This is a genomic window from Parasphingopyxis lamellibrachiae (assembly GCF_003385775.1).
Classification (GTDB): Bacteria; Pseudomonadota; Alphaproteobacteria; order Sphingomonadales; family Sphingomonadaceae; genus Parasphingopyxis; species Parasphingopyxis lamellibrachiae.
Window position 1 is genome coordinate 2,029,789 of sequence record NZ_QRDP01000004.1, and the last position, 15,177, is coordinate 2,044,965.

Annotated in this window: 20 protein-coding genes; 12 read left to right on the top strand and 8 right to left on the bottom strand. The window is 60.5% G+C overall.

Going from position 1 to position 15,177, the window contains the following annotated elements; all coding sequences use genetic code 11:
• The first annotated feature begins 4 nt into the window (after positions 1-4).
• The 3 genes from DFR46_RS10095 (at position 5) to DFR46_RS10105 (ending at position 2,449) form a co-directional block, all read left to right on the top strand.
• Positions 5-382, top strand: coding sequence for a hypothetical protein (locus tag DFR46_RS10095; RefSeq protein ID WP_116236332.1), 378 nt, complete (start codon positions 5-7; stop codon positions 380-382).
• 193 nt (positions 383-575) lie between these two features.
• A complete protein-coding gene (locus DFR46_RS10100) occupies positions 576-1,835 on the top strand; it encodes a PIN domain-containing protein (protein ID WP_116236333.1) in 1,260 nt (419 codons plus the stop codon).
• 236 nt (positions 1,836-2,071) lie between these two features.
• Entirely contained in the window at positions 2,072-2,449 is a 378-nt protein-coding gene (locus DFR46_RS10105) for a hypothetical protein (RefSeq protein ID WP_116236334.1), read from the top strand.
• Between the two features lie 30 nt (positions 2,450-2,479).
• Here DFR46_RS10105 and DFR46_RS10110 read toward each other — a convergent pair whose 3' ends face one another.
• Positions 2,480-3,235 carry a sulfite exporter TauE/SafE family protein gene (locus DFR46_RS10110; protein ID WP_116236335.1) on the bottom strand — a complete coding sequence of 252 codons (756 nt, stop codon included), beginning with the start codon at positions 3,233-3,235 and terminating at the stop codon, positions 2,480-2,482.
• A gap of 128 nt (positions 3,236-3,363) precedes the next feature.
• On the opposite strand from DFR46_RS10110, the gene DFR46_RS10115 reads away from it, so the two are divergent.
• A complete protein-coding gene (locus DFR46_RS10115) occupies positions 3,364-3,744 on the top strand; it encodes a DUF6632 domain-containing protein (RefSeq protein ID WP_116236336.1) in 381 nt (126 codons plus the stop codon).
• 38 nt (positions 3,745-3,782) lie between these two features.
• Here DFR46_RS10115 and DFR46_RS10120 read toward each other — a convergent pair whose 3' ends face one another.
• From DFR46_RS10120 to DFR46_RS10130, 3 genes are all read right to left on the bottom strand, one after another.
• A complete protein-coding gene (locus DFR46_RS10120) occupies positions 3,783-4,208 on the bottom strand; it encodes an ion channel (RefSeq protein ID WP_116236337.1) in 426 nt (141 codons plus the stop codon).
• A gap of 64 nt (positions 4,209-4,272) precedes the next feature.
• Complete coding sequence (locus tag DFR46_RS10125; RefSeq protein ID WP_116236338.1) at positions 4,273-4,680, bottom strand: globin family protein; 408 nt, start codon at positions 4,678-4,680, stop codon at positions 4,273-4,275.
• Between the two features lie 39 nt (positions 4,681-4,719).
• The gene (locus DFR46_RS10130; protein ID WP_116237274.1) at positions 4,720-5,166 is read right to left on the bottom strand and encodes a GFA family protein; all 447 of its coding nucleotides are present in this window, start codon (positions 5,164-5,166) and stop codon (positions 4,720-4,722) included.
• A 189-nt stretch (positions 5,167-5,355) separates the two neighbouring features.
• Here DFR46_RS10130 and DFR46_RS14835 point away from each other — a divergent pair, with 189 nt between their 5' ends.
• A complete protein-coding gene (locus DFR46_RS14835) occupies positions 5,356-5,880 on the top strand; it encodes a nuclear transport factor 2 family protein (protein ID WP_162843461.1) in 525 nt (174 codons plus the stop codon).
• A 24-nt stretch (positions 5,881-5,904) separates the two neighbouring features.
• Here the strand turns inward: DFR46_RS14835 and DFR46_RS10140 are convergent, their stop codons facing one another.
• From DFR46_RS10140 to DFR46_RS10145, 3 genes are all read right to left on the bottom strand, one after another.
• Entirely contained in the window at positions 5,905-6,219 is a 315-nt protein-coding gene (locus tag DFR46_RS10140) for an alkylphosphonate utilization protein (RefSeq protein WP_116236340.1), read from the bottom strand.
• 3 nt (positions 6,220-6,222) lie between these two features.
• Complete coding sequence (locus DFR46_RS14840) at positions 6,223-6,360, bottom strand: hypothetical protein (protein ID WP_162843462.1); 138 nt, start codon at positions 6,358-6,360, stop codon at positions 6,223-6,225.
• Between the two features lie 82 nt (positions 6,361-6,442).
• Positions 6,443-7,816, bottom strand: a complete 1,374-nt coding sequence (locus DFR46_RS10145; RefSeq protein ID WP_342769836.1) for a S41 family peptidase — start codon at positions 7,814-7,816, stop codon at positions 6,443-6,445.
• Positions 7,817-8,100: 284 nt separating this feature from the next.
• On the opposite strand from DFR46_RS10145, the gene DFR46_RS10150 reads away from it, so the two are divergent.
• The 3 genes from DFR46_RS10150 to DFR46_RS10160 all read left to right on the top strand — a co-directional run bounded on the left by DFR46_RS10150 (position 8,101) and on the right by DFR46_RS10160 (position 11,518).
• Positions 8,101-9,399 (top strand): O-acetylhomoserine aminocarboxypropyltransferase/cysteine synthase family protein, encoded by a 1,299-nt coding sequence (locus DFR46_RS10150; RefSeq protein ID WP_116237275.1) that lies wholly within the window; start codon positions 8,101-8,103, stop codon positions 9,397-9,399.
• 14 nt (positions 9,400-9,413) lie between these two features.
• Positions 9,414-9,899, top strand: a complete 486-nt coding sequence (locus DFR46_RS10155; RefSeq protein ID WP_116236342.1) for a DUF2505 domain-containing protein — start codon at positions 9,414-9,416, stop codon at positions 9,897-9,899.
• 110 nt (positions 9,900-10,009) lie between these two features.
• Positions 10,010-11,518, top strand: a complete 1,509-nt coding sequence (locus DFR46_RS10160) for a flavin-containing monooxygenase (RefSeq protein WP_116236343.1) — start codon at positions 10,010-10,012, stop codon at positions 11,516-11,518.
• A gap of 12 nt (positions 11,519-11,530) precedes the next feature.
• On the opposite strand, the gene DFR46_RS10165 is transcribed toward DFR46_RS10160, so the two are convergent.
• Positions 11,531-12,124: a 1-acyl-sn-glycerol-3-phosphate acyltransferase gene (locus DFR46_RS10165; protein ID WP_116236344.1), complete on the bottom strand. Its 594-nt coding sequence runs from the start codon at positions 12,122-12,124 to the stop codon at positions 11,531-11,533.
• A gap of 117 nt (positions 12,125-12,241) precedes the next feature.
• Here DFR46_RS10165 and DFR46_RS10170 point away from each other — a divergent pair, with 117 nt between their 5' ends.
• Genes DFR46_RS10170 through DFR46_RS14695 form a run of 4 tightly spaced genes read left to right on the top strand, consistent with a single transcriptional unit; the run spans position 12,242 to position 15,177 of the window.
• Positions 12,242-12,703: a hypothetical protein gene (locus DFR46_RS10170; RefSeq protein WP_147297667.1), complete on the top strand. Its 462-nt coding sequence runs from the start codon at positions 12,242-12,244 to the stop codon at positions 12,701-12,703.
• 27 nt (positions 12,704-12,730) lie between these two features.
• Positions 12,731-13,348 (top strand): LysE family translocator, encoded by a 618-nt coding sequence (locus tag DFR46_RS10175; protein WP_211306415.1) that lies wholly within the window; start codon positions 12,731-12,733, stop codon positions 13,346-13,348.
• A gap of 45 nt (positions 13,349-13,393) precedes the next feature.
• Positions 13,394-14,710 carry a flavin-containing monooxygenase gene (locus DFR46_RS10180; RefSeq protein ID WP_116236346.1) on the top strand — a complete coding sequence of 439 codons (1,317 nt, stop codon included), beginning with the start codon at positions 13,394-13,396 and terminating at the stop codon, positions 14,708-14,710.
• A 44-nt stretch (positions 14,711-14,754) separates the two neighbouring features.
• The gene (locus tag DFR46_RS14695; RefSeq protein WP_147297668.1) at positions 14,755-15,177 is read left to right on the top strand and encodes a hypothetical protein; all 423 of its coding nucleotides are present in this window, start codon (positions 14,755-14,757) and stop codon (positions 15,175-15,177) included.

The window sequence follows — 15,177 nt, forward strand, 5'->3', positions numbered from 1 at the left end:
ACCAATGCCGACCAGCCTCCACCTGACCCGGGATAGCGTTGCCGCCGGGGACGATTTCGACGCGCCGCATTCCCGCACGATCAAGGTCGAACGCCGGATCGAGACCCCCGGCGCGCTGCAAGAGTGCCTAGACGATATTGCCGCCGTCTATCTCCCCAATGTCGCCGGTCCGGCGTGCTGGGCGGCCTACTCCCATATGCCGCTCGCTATCCTCTCCGACGCTTGGAGCAAGTCCAAACCCTTCTGGCTGCCCGATGGCAACTTCCAGCATCTGGATATCCGCGATGGTGCGATCCATCTGAATTTTGTGTATCTGGCGTTGGAAGACCCGGAAACCGCGCACAGGATCATTGGGAGAATTGTACGGGCGGGTCGGGGTTGAATGTCTGGGGATGGCATAGAAGCCACATAAATTTAATGGGATGCAACCTCGATATTAATATTGAGGATCAGCGAACAGATGATAGAGCGATGGAGCAGCAAACGCGTAAGTCGACAAGACTAGATAATTGTCGGAAAACGAACCAATTTTGTCTAGTCTTCGATTGTCAAGAATTTAGTATTTAGGAACCGGCATGCCAGACGAAACCAAGTCCGAAAAGACTACGGATTATCTCGACCAGTTTTGGCTTTCCAAAGTGTACCCAAATGTCTCCGAAAGCTTTCTATTTGAACAAGATTCCATCGAAGCCATCAAAGGTCAATGTATAGTGGTCCTAGATGCTAACGTGCTTTTGATGCCGTATCGTCTAGGTTCACATTCATTAGATGAGATTAGAAAAGTTTACGCTGCACTATCGGGCGAAGATCGACTTTTTGTGCCCGGACAAGCTGCAAGAGAATTTTTGCGGAATCGAGGCAATAACATTCGCGACATAGTCCGCACACTGCATGAGCAAGTCAGTCAAATCACTGTTCCAGCAGATAAAAAAGTGGGGTTTTTAGATTCTGACGACAAATATCAAGAATTTGTAAAGTGCTCTGAACAGATTCGCGATCTAAAAAAATTGGCCTCTGAAAGCATTAAAGCTCTTTCCGCTGGGCTCAGGAGGGATTTAGGCTCAGATCCCGTTTCTAAGCTTTATGGTGAACTATTAGCAGAAAACGTTCTTGAAATTCCTATGGAAGATCACGCTCAGGCTTCTTTGGTCGAAGAAATGGAATGGCGCTTTAATCATAGTATCCCACCCGGATATAAAGATAGGAATAAAGCTGATGATGGCATTGGAGACCTATTAATATGGAAAGCAATTCTGCAGATAGGGCAACAGAAGGAAGAACATTGTATATTTGTTACGGAAGATGCGAAGGGTGATTGGTGGGTTCAATCTGAGGGTATTTTCCAACCTAGAATTGAACTCGTAGAAGAATATCGTCGTTTAAGTGGCGGAAAAACAATCCATCTGCTCCCGTTATCGGAATTTTTGCAGCAGTTCGGCGCGGCAGAATCGGTGATCGAAGAGACAAAAATAACCGAGGTGGCACGCCGATCTCGAGAACGAAAAATGACAGATATCGAAAACACCAAAGGAATATTGGAAGACAGCTACGAAATGAACTGGATTATGAAGGCCAATTTATCCGCGCTTGGTAGAGATTCTCTGCTGCAGCTGCGCAGCAAGGCAGAGGAATTGTGGACGATTTTGGCAAAAAGGCATTCTAAGAACAATGGGTTGATGTCAAATACAAATTTTCAAGATTTGAGCGATGCAGAAATTTCTGCAATCATCCAAGAAAAAGAGAATACTCAAGAACTGCTGATTAAATTGAATCATCGACGAAAGGAAATTGATAGTTACTTTAGAAATCTCTACGGCAAGCAGGGTAGACTTTAGATTACGGCGACAATGCACCAAATAGTGCTCCGCAGAAGATCGTTCTTGTTCCGACCTGCGCGCAACAAAAGTCCTGTCCTATTTGGATATAATCTGTTCTATCCTGTCGGATGACTCCCACCCCACATCCTCGCAGCGCAGAAATCCAGTCACGCCGTCTCTCGCGCATCCCCGCCTTTACGCCCGTTCCTGCCAATACTCGAACGGGGCGCGCCCGTCGTGACGGGTGGACGCCGGTGCGGCAGGCGGAGTTTATCGGCTATCTGGCCGAGACGCGCTGTGTGCGCACGGCCGCTGCCAAGGTCGGGATGAGCCGGGAGGGGGCGTATCGGTTACGGCGGAAGCGGGGCGCGGAGGGGTTTTGTGCGGCCTGGGATTTCATCCTTGGCGCGCCCGGAACGCCCCGGCGAAAGGTCACACTCGATGGGCTGATGCAGCGCATCCGGCACGGCACCTATCGCCCTGTCCTGCGCAGGGGCCGCTATATCGGGACGGAGCGAAAAGCCGACAGTTCCGCGCTTTTCGGGATGCTGAAGCGGGCGGACCGGCGGATCAGCCCTGCGCCCGCCGCGCCGCACAGGGAGGCAGATCGCGGGCAGGAAAAGGGGCGTTGAGTGTCAACTGCCGCACCCTGCCCTTGGCTATTATCCCCCGGTCACCGCGTCCCAGATCAGCTTGCTGCCAAGGAGAACCATGAGGAGATAAACCAGCGTGTAGAAACGCGCCGGGTCCATCCGGCGGATTAGCCAGACGCCGACAAAGGTGCTGACAATCGCAAGCGGCATGAGCATTGCCGAGGCGGTAAGGTTTTCGGGTGTGAACTCACCCAGCGCGGCATAGGCGGGAACCTTGATCCAGTTGATCGCGGCGAACAGGACGGAGCTGGTGCCCACGAACATCAGGTGCGGCATTTTTTGCGGGGTGAGCCACATCTGCATCGGCGGGCCGCCGGCATGGGCGATCTGGCTGGTGAAGCCGGTCGCCACGCCGAAGATGCTGCCGACCCAGCCGGGCGAGGTGGAGGCAGCGGCAATGCGCCCGCCGCGCTCCAGCCAGAGCCGGTACAGGCCGAAGCCCAAGGTGATGCCGCCGAGCGCGCCGGTGACTGCGGATATGGGAAGCGTCGCGGCAAAGGCATAGCCGAGCGCCACACCAATCGCCGCGCCGGGCAGCATCCAGCCAACGGCCCAGCGGCTCCAGCTTTTGCGGAAACTCCACACGCTCACCACATCCTGCACAATGAGAATGGGCAGCAGGATCGCGGCGGCCCGGGTGGGCGCGACACTGAGCGCGAAAATCGGTGTCGCCAGCGCGCCCAGCCCGGCAAACCCGCCCTTGGCCAGGCCGAGAATGAACACGGCGAGGCAGGCAATGGCGATGGTCGCGGGATCGTAGGACATGGCGTACGCCATAACGGGCCCGCGCTATTGCACAAGACGCGTCATTTGCGCGCGGCGGCGATCGGGCCTAGCCTTCCGCTTCGGCCCCGGGGGGCTTCCGATAACGGGCCGTTTGGGGGAGAAGTTTGATGATTGGACGCTATAGCTATTTGCAGATTGCCCTGGTGGCGTTCGGAGCGGTTTTCTGCCTGGTCTATCCGCTTGCCCTGGTCTGGCCGTCGGGCTGGATGTGGCATGAGGGGCCGCCGGCGGCCTCGCATTATTATATGATGATTATCGGCGTGTATGCGACGCTGGGCCTGTTCCTGATCCGCGCTGCGGCCGATCCGCAGGCCCATCGCTCGCTGATCTGGTTCACAATCTGGTCGAGCCTTGTCCATGCCGGTATCATGGCGGTGCAGGCGACGGGCAATCCGGAACATATGGGCCATATGACCGGCGATGTGCCCGCGCTGCTGCTCGTTGCGGTCGTGCTCGGGTTGCTGATGCGGGCCAAACCGCAAAGCTAACGCGCGGACGAGGGCGCGGATGAGCGGCGGGGCCGGCTTTACCGGCGGCCCATGCGGGCGACTACAGTGACAAAGAAGGCGGTCGACCAGCCGAGCAGGATCACGCCGTTCACGCCCTCGATCGCGGCGACCATCTGCCAGGCGGTGAGAAAGCCCTCATCGTCATAGCCGATCGTCGAATAGGTGATGGTGGAAAAATAGACGGCTTCGGGAAGGTTGGGCAGCGCGCCGAGCCAGAGATAGAGAAAGCCATAGGCCCAGATCTCCACACCATGCACCAGGAACAGGCCGAGGACGAGCATCAGGGTAACGGCCATGCCGCGCGGCGACATCGGGTGGATGTTGGCGCTCGCCTCCTCCTTCGCCTCAAGCCTGAGCAGGCGGGACAGCACGAACAGGCCGACGCCGTGGATGAGGACGGTCAGCACGACCATGAGGGTAGAAACGATAAGCGAGGCCAGCATGCCGCCTTCTCCCGGCGCGGGGCGGAGCCGTCAAGACCTCACGAAAAAGGGCGCGGGGTATCGCTCAGGCATCGATCATCGCCTTCAGCCGCTCGGCCTGCCGCCGCCATGCGGCTCCGCCGTCTGCACTCTCGCTCGCGGCCTCGAGCAGCGCGTCGACCGTCATGTCGATCCAGGCCGTCCACTGGGCCATCGGGATGGCGCCGTAATTGCGGTGCAGGTCGACGAAATTGACGATCGTGGTGTTCACCCACCAGGCGCCTTCGGCCAGCCCGAACAGGGCCTCCAGCGTTTCATTGACCATGCGGCCCGCGGCCGCCTCGACATGGGGAAAGAGCGCGCGAGTTTCGGGAAATTCGGCAAAGAACCGGTCGAAAATGATCGGGACGATATCGACGCCCGCCTCGCCCGCCCGCTCCATAACGGCCATCATGGCGGGTGAATCGTCTATTGTTGCGCTGTCTGTCATCATGCAATTCAACCCTATTGCGGAGCGGGGCGCAAGGGGCGCCTAGTCGAAGCTGAAACCCGCCGCCTTGGCTTCCTCGATCACCTCGGCACCGGTCTTTTTCACACTGTCCTCGGCGAAACTGTAATAGGCAGGCTTCTCGTCGATGAATATCTGTTCGTGCAGGGTCACCGCGCCGGGATCGTCGAACAGCCCGGCCGGGAAGGAATAGTTTGATGCCGGCGTGAAACAGTAGAAGAGATTGGAACCGCATTTTCCGCAAAATCCGCGCTCGGCCCAGTCGGACGAGGCATAGCGCACAATATGTTCCTCGCCGGTGAAGCGCACATCCGCGCCGCACTGTATGCCGAGAAAGGCGCCGCCGCCCCAGCGCCGGCACATCTCGCAATGGCATGCCTCGACATGGGGCCGCTGGGGCACGCCCGTCATGGTTACCGCGCCGCACAGGCAGCGGCCGCTTATTTCGCCGGATGTCTTTGCCTCATTCATCTGCACTTCCTCGTCATGCTCGCCCTTCCCGCCAGATATCGCCCGCGGCGTTCATGTCGGTCAACTGACAATCTGGCCCTTTTGCAGCCCGGCATCGAACGTTGGTCGAAAGACGGCTCGACAGGCCGGGTGAAGCGGTCCGAAAAGCAGCCATCGCCTCCCCGGCAATCAACAAAAGGCCCCGGTCTCATGAAATTCCTTTCCACCGCCCCGATCGCGCTCGCTCTCGCCCTGCTCGCCGCGCCGACCGCGCCGCTGTTCGCGCAGGAGCAGCCAAGCTTTGCGGAAATGAGCGCAGCCACACAAACTATAACCCAGGCCTATTTCGACGCCTATATCGCGCGCGACTGGGATAGGCTGGAGCCGCTGCTTGCCGATGCCGGCACCTTTCGCGACGTAACCGCAGACCCCGTTTTCGGAGGCGCCGGCGCGGAAGGTAAAGCGGCGATGATGACGTTGTTCCGGGAAGGCTATGCCGGGATCACGCGGATGTCGCTGCGCCCCCTGCGGACATTCCATTCCGGGCAGCATTCGGTTTTCGAAGGCGAGCTCGACTGGACGCTCCGGCTCGATGACGGCCGCGAGGTAGCAAGCGTCATGCCCTTCATCACCATCCTGCGCGTCGAGGACGGCCTTGTCGTCTCGCACCGGGATTTCGCCGATTATGCGCCGTTCATTGCGGCTCTCCGCGCATCGCGTGAGGCCACCGAATAGGCCTGCCGGAAAGGGTGCTGCACCCTAGCGCTTTTTCACAAATTCCGTCTTCAGCACCAGGCCCTTGATTGCATCGGTGCGGCAATCGATCTCTTCGGGGTTTGCGGTCAGCCGGATCGTCTTCACGACGGTTCCGCGTTTCAGCGTCTGGCCCGCCCCCTTCACTTTCAGATCCTTGATCAGCGTCACGCTATCGCCGTCTTCCAACCGGTTCCCGACCGCATCGCGCACTTCGGGGGCCGCATTCGCCGCCGCGCTCTTTTCGGCCGTCTCTTCCGGGCTGATCCATTCGCCGCTGGCCTCATCATAGACATAGGCCCCGTCGTCCGTATCGGCCACGACTCAGCCCTTCTTCTGCATATGTTCGAGGCCCGAAACGACACCCGGCTTGGTGGAGGGGTTCGACATATTGTTCTTTTTCTTTTTTTCCGCTTTGGGTTTGCGGGCTTCCTTGGTGGATTTCTTCTGGCCTTTGGCCATGGCGCGTTCCTTCATACGGGCGGGATGCCCGTCGGCCGGATGCTAGGCGTATCGTCTGCAAAATGCGCGCGCTATCTGCGCCCTAGAAAATTCCCGGTGAGTTGATCTGGGCCGGATTGGGCCGGGCGGGCATCAGCATGGAGCGGCGGAGGGGATCGGGACTCGCAGCATGCGGCGCAACCGCGCCGGTCTGCGCACTGCTCCCCGCGCTCGCACCGGCAATAGGCTGGCAGCTTCGCCCGGCGAGAAAATCGAGCGCCCGGGCCACCGAATTCTCGCGCGGATCGCCAAGCGGAAAGGCAATATCGTCCCCCGCCGCGCAGCTCGCTTCGACACTGGCGGACAGGCCGCCAAAATAATCGGCATTGCTCTGCGAATTCTGTGTGGCGAAGGCAACGATGCGCAGCCGGTCGTCACACTGCTCCCGGTCCTCCGCAATCTGGCCGACAGGCTTGCCGAAGGTGTTGCTTCCGATAAGCGCAAGATCGGGGCCCAGAAAGGGAATGAAGGCGTTGATGACCAGTTCGCTCGCCGAGGCCGTAGCCCCTGTCCCGATAAAGGCGATCCGCATCGGCGCAACAGACTGGGACTTGGCCGAGATCCGTTTTACCTCGTTGAACTGCGCTTTGCTTGCCCGGAAACTGAGCCGGGAGAAAACGGAATTGACCCGGTTGCGGCCCAGCAGATCGCCCATCAGTTCCGCCGTGCTGACGAGTCCGCCGCCATTATAGCGGAAATCGATGATGAACTCGGTAATCCCGCGCGACTTGAAATCGTTGAAGGCAGCCGTGAGCGCAGGATCTGCCGTACTGATAAAGGTCCGCAGGTTCAGATAGCCGATTTCGCGCCCGCCATCGGCGATGACCTGTGCGCCATAGCGGGAGGACACAGGCTCAAGATCGTAATCGGCCTTCGTGACGGAAATCGTGCGCGTGCCGTTGGTGGCATCGGTTATGCGCAAGGTCCGCCGTACCCCGGCCGATGACGGGCCGAGCGCTACCGTGAGCCCCGCCTGCCCGTCTTCCGCAACGATCTGGCTGATGGTGCGCAGGTCGGCGCTGCTCGTGCCGATAGCGAGAATCTCCGTCCCCCGGTCGATTCCCGCCGCCAGGGCGGGCGCCCCCTCGAAGGCTTCGGAAACGAACAGGCGCTGGTTGGCGCTGTCGACTGCGAGCCGAATGCCGAAACCGGCATTGGCACCCTGCTGGAAAAAGGCATTTTCCGCGGCAATGGACGTCAGATAGGTGAAGAAGCGGTCGCGCCCCTGCGCCCGCGCGGTGGCGGTCAGATTGTCGATATAGGCGCTGACGGTGGCAAAGCCGGTGGGGCTGCGATTGGCGGGCAGCGTTTCGGGAAACAGATACCATTCATCGATCTGGGCTTCGGCCCATTGCTGGCGGGCGCTGACGGAACAGGCGCTGCTGGCCGGGGGAGGAGGCGGCGGTGCATTTGCCATGGGCGGGTTGCTCGCGCCTCCGCCACCCCCGCTGCCGCCCCCGCCGCATGCCGCGAGCAGCGCCAATACGCTCAATGCTGCGCCGAACCTGCCCGCTTTCCTGATCGCCTCGCCCTTTCTTCGCCTGCGCCCCGATCGAAAACGGAGCCGGTTGCAACCTGTTTGAACCGCACGCATCCGGCGCGCAAGACGCTAGCGGGAAGCAATGGACATCCCGGTTCCATTTCATGGGTGTCTCGCCGCAAAAGCTGCGCTAGGGACGGCGCGAAACACAGGAGATGATGATGGCCGACAAGACCCTGCACCCCGAAACGCTCGCCCTGCATGCCGGCTGGCGAGCCGATCCCGGCACCGGGGCCGTTGCGCCGCCCATCTTCCAGACGACAAGCTACCAGTTCGAAAGCACCGATCATGCGGCCAGCCTTTTCGCCCTGTCCGAGCTTGGCAATATCTACACCCGCATCGGCAACCCCACCACGGCGATCCTCGAAGAGCGGATGGCGGCCATCGAAGGCGGCGCGGCGGCTCTGGCCGTGGCGTCCGGCCAGGCGGCGTCGGCCTATGCCGTGCAGAATCTCGCCCGGGCCGGCGACAATATCGTCAGCGGCACCGATCTGTATGGCGGCACATACAACCTGTTCGCAAACACGCTGAAGGATTGCGGCATCGAAACCCGGTTCGTCGACCCATCCGACCCGCAGGCCTTTGTCGATGCGAGCGATGACAGGACGCGGGCCTGGTATCTCGAGACGCTGCCCAACCCCAAGCTGGTGGTTGCGCCTATGGCGGACATCGCGGCCGCCGGCCGGCCCATGGGCATCCCTCTGATTGTCGACAATACCGCGGCGCCTTTGCTTGCCCGGCCTTTCGATCACGGAGCGGCCATCATCGTTTATTCGACGACCAAATATATCGGCGGGCATGGCACCTCGATCGGCGGGCTGATCGTCGATGGCGGCAATTTCGACTGGGCCGCGCACCCGGAGCGCCAGCCGATGCTAAACACCGCCGATCCCAGCTATCACGGCGCGGTGTGGACCGAAGCAGCAAAGCCGCTCGGGCCGATCGCCTATATCCTGCGCGCGCGCACCGTTTTGTTGCGCGATCTCGGTGCGGCATTGTCCCCCTTGAATGCCTTCCAAATTCTCCAGGGACTGGAAACGCTGGCCCTGCGCATGCCCAAACATTGCGAGAATGCGCAAAAGGTGGCGGACTGGCTCCAGAATCGGGAAGGCGTCACCCGTGTCATCCACCCGTCCCGGCTTGAAGGCGAACAGAAAGCCCGGGCCGAGGCCGTACTGACCGGCGGACTGGGCGGGCTGCTCGGTTTCGAACTGGCCGGCGGGGTCGAGGCGGGCAAGGCGTTTATCGACGCGCTGCAGCTGCTCTACCATGTCGCCAATATCGGCGATGCGCGCAGCCTGGCCATTCATCCCGCTTCGACGACCCACAGCCAGCTCAGCGAGGAACAGCAGCGCGCAACCGGCGTTTCTCCCGGCTATATCCGCCTCTCGATCGGGCTTGAGCATATCGACGATATCATCGCCGATATCGATCAGGCGCTCAGCGCGGCGCAGGCCTGAACCGGACAGGGAGCATGCAACGGATATCTCTCGCCTATGATATCGCTGCGGATATCGACCTCTTCTGCCGAAGCTTCTGGGATGAGGATTTCGTCCTCGCCAAGTTCCGGGCGCTGGGCGCTCGCGCCGTCACCCTCTCCATCGGCCCGGGCACCGATGGAGAGCAGATCGTGACCAGCGAGCGCGAAGTACCGATGGATGCGCCGCCGATGCTGCAGGCGGTGATCGGCGAATGGAGCAAGGTGCATCAGGTGGAAAGCTGGAGCGGGGAAGCCGGCGGTCCCTATCGCTGCGATATCGAAGTCCGGCCCGAAGGGCTCCCGGCCTCGGCCAGGGGCGAGATCATCGTCGAAGCGAACGGCGATGGCTGTACGCTGCGCTGCGAAACAGATGCTATCTGCACCGTCCCGATGGTCGGCAGGATGGCGGAAAAATTCATGGCCGCCGATATCGGGAAGCGGCTGGACGCCGAAGTCGCCCATATCGCGGCGAGCCTGTGACCGGAAACCCTTCCGGACATATCTTGACAGAAATCAATGTTGCCGCCGCGCTGGCCCGCCACTGATATACCTGTCGGAGTGTGTTTCCGACAGGCAGGGAGAGCAGCGGCATGACTGATACGCGAACGAGAACAGACAATACCGGCGCCGGACAGGCGGCCGAACATTTCGATGTTCTCATTGTCGGCGCGGGCATATCGGGCGTCGGCGGTGCCTATCACCTTGCCACCCAGTGCCCGGACAAAAGCTATGTCGTTCTCGAGGCTCAGGAAAGTTTCGGCGGCACCTGGATCACCCATACATATCCTGGCATCCGCTCCGACAGCGACCTCTATACGTTCGGCTATCGCTTCAAGCCCTGGGTCGGCGCACCGATCGCCTCGGCCGAGGAGATACTCGGCTATATGAACGAAGTGATCGAGGAGAATGATCTGGGGCCCCGGATCCGCTACGGCCACAGGATCAGCACGGCACGCTGGTCGAGCGAGGACAAGCTCTGGACGCTGGAAGCCGTGCGCGCCGATACCGGAGAAACCGTTCGTTTCACCACCAATTTCCTGTGGATGTGCCAGGGCTATTACCGGCACGAACAGGGCTATACTCCCGAATGGGAAGGAATGGAGAGCTTTGCCGGCGAGATCGTCCATCCGCAAACCTGGCCGGAAGACCTTGCCTATAAGGGCAAGAAGGTCGTCGTCATCGGGTCCGGGGCGACAGCGGCGACGCTGGTTCCGGCGATCGCCGCGGATTGCGAGCATATCACGCTGCTCCAGCGCTCCCCGACATATTTCATTCCCGGCCGCAATGAGAATGAACTGGCCGATACGCTGCGCCAACTCGACATTCGGGAAGACTGGATCCACGAGATCGTCCGCAGGAAAGTGCTGTTCGACCAGCGCGAACTGACCCGGCGCGCGGTGGAAGAGCCGGAAGCGGTGAAGCAGGAACTGCTGGCCGGCGTGAAGGAGTTTCTCGGCGAGGATTTCGATATCGCCAGACATTTCACGCCCCGGTACCGGCCCTGGCAGCAGCGCATTGCCTTCGTTCCGGACGGCGACCTGTTTCAGGGCATCGCCGCGGGCAAGGCCAGCGTCGTCACCGATGAGATCGAGCGCTTCACCGAGAAGGGCATCCTGCTCAAATCAGGCGAAACGCTGGAAGCGGATATCATCATCACCGCGACCGGGTTCAATCTCAACGTGCTGGGCGACATCGCCTTCATCATCGATGACGAGCCGCTCGTTTTTTCCGACACCGTCACCTATCGCGGCATGATGTTTACCGGTGTGCCCAACATGGTGTGGGTGTTCGGCTATTTCCGGGCAAGCTGGACCTTGCGGGCCGATCTGGTCAGCGATTTCGTCTGCCGGTTGCTCAGGCATATGGAAGAGAAGGGCGCGCAGAGCGTTACCCCCGCGCTACGGCCCGAAGATGCCGACATGCCGCTGCTCGACTGGCTCGATCCGGACAATTTCAACCCCGGCTATATGATGCGCGGCATGCACCTGCTGCCCAAGCGCGGCGACAAGCCGGAATGGCAGCATAACCAGGATTACTGGACGGAGAAGGACGAACTGCCCGAGATCGATCTGGACGATCCGGCGTTCCGCTATGCATAGCGGGCGGCGCGGCTAGCTGTTGCCCGTCCGCTTGCCGAGCATGTCGCGGTAAAATGCGAAGGCCGGGGCCATATCGGCGTCATAATCGCCAGTCGGCACGATAACCGGACCGACCCCGGCCCGACGGCGCTTATAGTCCATAAAGCCGCAGACGATCGGCACGCCCGCGCCATGGGCGATCCGATAAAAGCCGGTACGCCATTCCTGCGCCGTTTTCATGCCGCGCGTGCCTTCCGGTGCGACGGTGAGGACAAACTCCGTCCGCCGCGCGAACTCGTCGATCATCTGCTGGACCATATCGCGCTTGATACCGCGCTGGACGGGCACACCGCCAACCTGCCGCATGAATTTGCCCATCGGCCATTTGAACAGCGAATCCTTGGCCATGAAATGCGTATCGAGCCCCAGTTCATGGGTCAGCCCGACATAGTTGGGAAAATCCCAATTGCTCGTATGCGGCGCAGCAATAATGACGAAACGGCGCTCTGCGGGCGGAGTGCCGATGGCGGTGAATTTGTGGCAGCGATAGATGAAATGGAGAATGCCCAGAACAAAGCGGGCGAGGAGGCCCATCGGCCGTGCGTCAGGGCGATCCGTTGCATCCATAACAACAGGCTCTGCACGAAAGCATGCCGATAGCCAATGGCCTTGCCCATGGCAGACAGTCCCGCGCATTCCTGCTAGCAAATGGCGGAGGCAGACAACGACCCCGGGGAGAGCGATATGCGAAACATGCTGGCGGCAACACTTGCAGCCATGGCGGCCCCGATTTCCACACCCGCCCCCGCGCAGGAAGTGACCGATCCCGATATGGAGGTCGACTCAATCGCACTGGTACCCGGCGAGGGCGTCGTGTTCGGTTTTGGCGAAGGCTATTCGCACCAGCTGCTGCTCGTCCGCCATCGCGGCGAAGAGGCGCTGGCGACGCCGCTCGCACCCGGCGAGGTCCGCGCCGTCCTCTACACCGATGCCGGTGAAACCTGGCTTGAAATGGAGAACGGCACAGGCGAGACCCTGTACTTCGATGCACTGGCGGACCGCAACGGCAATGGCGGCTTCGGTTCGGTGCCCTCCAGCGCCGTGCCGGTGGGCGAGCGGATCATCGCCGGGCGCTGGGCCTTCGAGATCGCAAGCCTGGTGATCGGAGAATTCTCCTATGGACCGCACGGAGATCACAACCATTAGCGGCGTGGCGCCGATAACGGGGCGCCGATGCTGAGCGCGACCCTTGCCGCCTTTCTCGGAACGGCGCTGCTGATCGAACTGACCCCGGGGCCGAACATGGCCTATCTCGCCCTGGTGTCCGCCGTTGAGGGACGGCGCGCCGGGTTGGCCACGACGATCGGCATTGCTCTGGGACTGGCGATCGTCGGCCTTGCCGCCGCATTCGGCCTGGCCGCGCTGCTCTCCGCTTCGCCACTAGCTTTTGCAGCGCTGCGCTGGGGCGGCGCACTTTACCTGTTATGGCTCGCTTTCGAAGCCTGGACAGGTGCCGGCGAAGTCTCCCCCAGCCGCGCCAACCACCGCAAAAATGCTGCGCAGCATTTTCGCCGCGGACTGACCGTGAACCTGCTCAACCCAAAGGCCGCCCTCTTTTTCGTCGCGATCCTGCCAGGCTTTACCGAGGCCGCCCGCCCGCTCATTCCGCAGGCCGTGATCCTCACTCTGCTTTATGTTGCGCTGGCGACAGCGGTGCATCTCGGCATTGTCGGGCTGGCCGGCACCGCGCAGCGCTGGCTGGCCGATCCGGCACGCCAGCGGGTTGCGCGCAAGGGCTTTGCCATCATCCTGGCGGGCGTCGCCGCATGGTTCCTGATCAGCACGCAATGAGCGCCGAACTTGTTCGCGGCCGAACGCCGTGCTTAACCCCGCGTCATGAGCGACCCCCATCCCAAAATCTGTATTATCGGGGCCGGCTGTTCGGGCTTCACCATGGCCAAGCGGCTTAAGGATCATGGCCTCACATACGATCAATTCGAGGCGTCGGACGATATCGGCGGCAACTGGTATTACAAAAACCCCAACGGCATGTCGGCCTGTTATCAGAGCCTGCATATCGACACCTCCAAATACCGGCTGGCGTTCGAGGATTATCCGGTGCCGGACGACTGGCCCGATTTCCCGCACCATGCGCAATTGCTTCAATATTTTCACGATTATGTCGATCATTTCGGGCTGCGCGAAGCGATCACCTTCAACACCCGCGTCGACAAGGCCGAGCAGCTCGAAGACAAAAGCTGGCGCGTCACCCTTTCGACCGGCGAGGCGCGCGACTATGATGCGCTGATTGTCGCCAACGGCCATCATTGGGACCCGAACACGCCCGACTATCCCGGCCATTTCGACGGATACCAGACACACAGCCACGCCTATTCCGACCCCTTCGAGCCGCATGACTATCGCGCCGAGACTGTCATGGTGGTCGGCGGCGGCAATTCGGCGATGGATATCGCCTCGGAGCTGTCGCAGAAACCGCTCGCCGCGAAACTCTTCATCTCGATGCGGCGCGGCGTCTGGGTGCTCGGCAAATATGCCAACGGCCAGCCGGCGGACAAGGCGGTGCTGCCAAGCTGGATGCCGGCCAAATTCGGGCGCAAACTCGCCCAGCGGGTCATCAAGAAACAGCTGGGCCGGATGGAGGATTACGGCCTGCCCAAGCCCGACCATGAACCATTGGAAGGCCATCCCAGCGTCTCGGGCGAATTCCTGACCCGGGTCGGCTGCGGCGATATCCTGCCCAAGGGCGCGATAGAGCGGCTGGACGGTGACGGCGTAATCTTCACCGATGGCAGCCGGGAACAGGTGGACGCGATCATCTGGGCCACGGGCTACAGGATCAGCTTTCCGTTCCTGACGGACCCCGCGCTGCAGCCCAAAGACAATGCCTATCCGCTCTACAAGCGCATGGTGAAGCCGGGTTACGAGAATCTCTTCTTCCTGGGTTTGGCCCAGCCCCTTCCAACGCTGGTCAACCTCGCCGAACAGCAAAGCAAACTGGTGGCCGCCGCCCTAACCGGCACTTATGCGTTTCCGGAAGCCGAAGAGATGGAACGCGTGATCGTCGAGGACGAGAAAATCCACCTCAGCCATTTCTATGCGTCCAAGCGGCACACGATTCAGGTCGATTTCGGGACATATTGCCGGGATTTGGTGAAGGAGATTGGGCGAGGTGCGGGGCAGAGTGGTAGTTGACGAACTGACCGCTCAGTATGCTTAATAACCACAGAGCGACTTCCTTGAACCGGAAAGCAGACAAAGAAATGCAGAAATTGAGAGTATCTGGATTAACCGTAGCGGCCATCCTCATATCGATAACAATCGGCAGAGCGGCCTCCGCTCAAGAAAATGACAGGATCCCCGCCCAATTTCACGGCGTCTGGAATTCCTCTGCCTTTGTTTGCGAAATGCCCGTCAATGAGCGTTTTGATGATGGCGCGATCACCATCGAAGCAACTGCAATCCAATATGTCGAAAGTGGCGAAAACGTTTCGGCAGTCCGCGTCCTCAGTGACAATAAAATCGAATATGACGCGACATATGAGGAAGCGGGAGACAGTCCTCCGGAGAGACGCACCGGCCAAACGTTGACGCTATCAGCCAGCGGCCGCGCGCTACGGCTGATCGGTGATTACGTGAATGATTATGTAAGGTGCGAATAA

Bases quoted from the DNA above. Each gene is read 5' to 3' on its own strand.
- DFR46_RS10115 (WP_116236336.1), top strand. From the start codon at position 3,364: ATGATTGGACGCTATAGCTATTTGCAGATTGCCCTGGTGGCGTTCGGA.
- DFR46_RS10175 (WP_211306415.1), top strand. From the start codon at position 12,731: ATGCTGAGCGCGACCCTTGCCGCCTTTCTCGGAACGGCGCTGCTGATC.
- DFR46_RS10160 (WP_116236343.1), top strand. From the start codon at position 10,010: ATGACTGATACGCGAACGAGAACAGACAATACCGGCGCCGGACAGGCG.
- DFR46_RS10150 (WP_116237275.1), top strand. From the start codon at position 8,101: ATGGCCGACAAGACCCTGCACCCCGAAACGCTCGCCCTGCATGCCGGC.
- DFR46_RS14840 (WP_162843462.1), bottom strand. From the start codon at position 6,360: ATGGCCAAAGGCCAGAAGAAATCCACCAAGGAAGCCCGCAAACCCAAA.
- DFR46_RS10120 (WP_116236337.1), bottom strand. From the start codon at position 4,208: ATGCTGGCCTCGCTTATCGTTTCTACCCTCATGGTCGTGCTGACCGTC.
- DFR46_RS10180 (WP_116236346.1), top strand. From the start codon at position 13,394: ATGAGCGACCCCCATCCCAAAATCTGTATTATCGGGGCCGGCTGTTCG.
- DFR46_RS10130 (WP_116237274.1), bottom strand. From the start codon at position 5,166: ATGAATGAGGCAAAGACATCCGGCGAAATAAGCGGCCGCTGCCTGTGC.
- DFR46_RS14835 (WP_162843461.1), top strand. From the start codon at position 5,356: ATGAAATTCCTTTCCACCGCCCCGATCGCGCTCGCTCTCGCCCTGCTC.
- DFR46_RS10145 (WP_342769836.1), bottom strand. From the start codon at position 7,816: ATGGCAAATGCACCGCCGCCTCCTCCCCCGGCCAGCAGCGCCTGTTCC.
- DFR46_RS10095 (WP_116236332.1), top strand. From the start codon at position 5: ATGCCGACCAGCCTCCACCTGACCCGGGATAGCGTTGCCGCCGGGGAC.
- DFR46_RS10125 (WP_116236338.1), bottom strand. From the start codon at position 4,680: ATGATGACAGACAGCGCAACAATAGACGATTCACCCGCCATGATGGCC.
- DFR46_RS10100 (WP_116236333.1), top strand. From the start codon at position 576: ATGCCAGACGAAACCAAGTCCGAAAAGACTACGGATTATCTCGACCAG.
- DFR46_RS10165 (WP_116236344.1), bottom strand. From the start codon at position 12,124: ATGGATGCAACGGATCGCCCTGACGCACGGCCGATGGGCCTCCTCGCC.
- DFR46_RS10170 (WP_147297667.1), top strand. From the start codon at position 12,242: ATGCGAAACATGCTGGCGGCAACACTTGCAGCCATGGCGGCCCCGATT.
- DFR46_RS10110 (WP_116236335.1), bottom strand. From the start codon at position 3,235: ATGTCCTACGATCCCGCGACCATCGCCATTGCCTGCCTCGCCGTGTTC.
- DFR46_RS10155 (WP_116236342.1), top strand. From the start codon at position 9,414: ATGCAACGGATATCTCTCGCCTATGATATCGCTGCGGATATCGACCTC.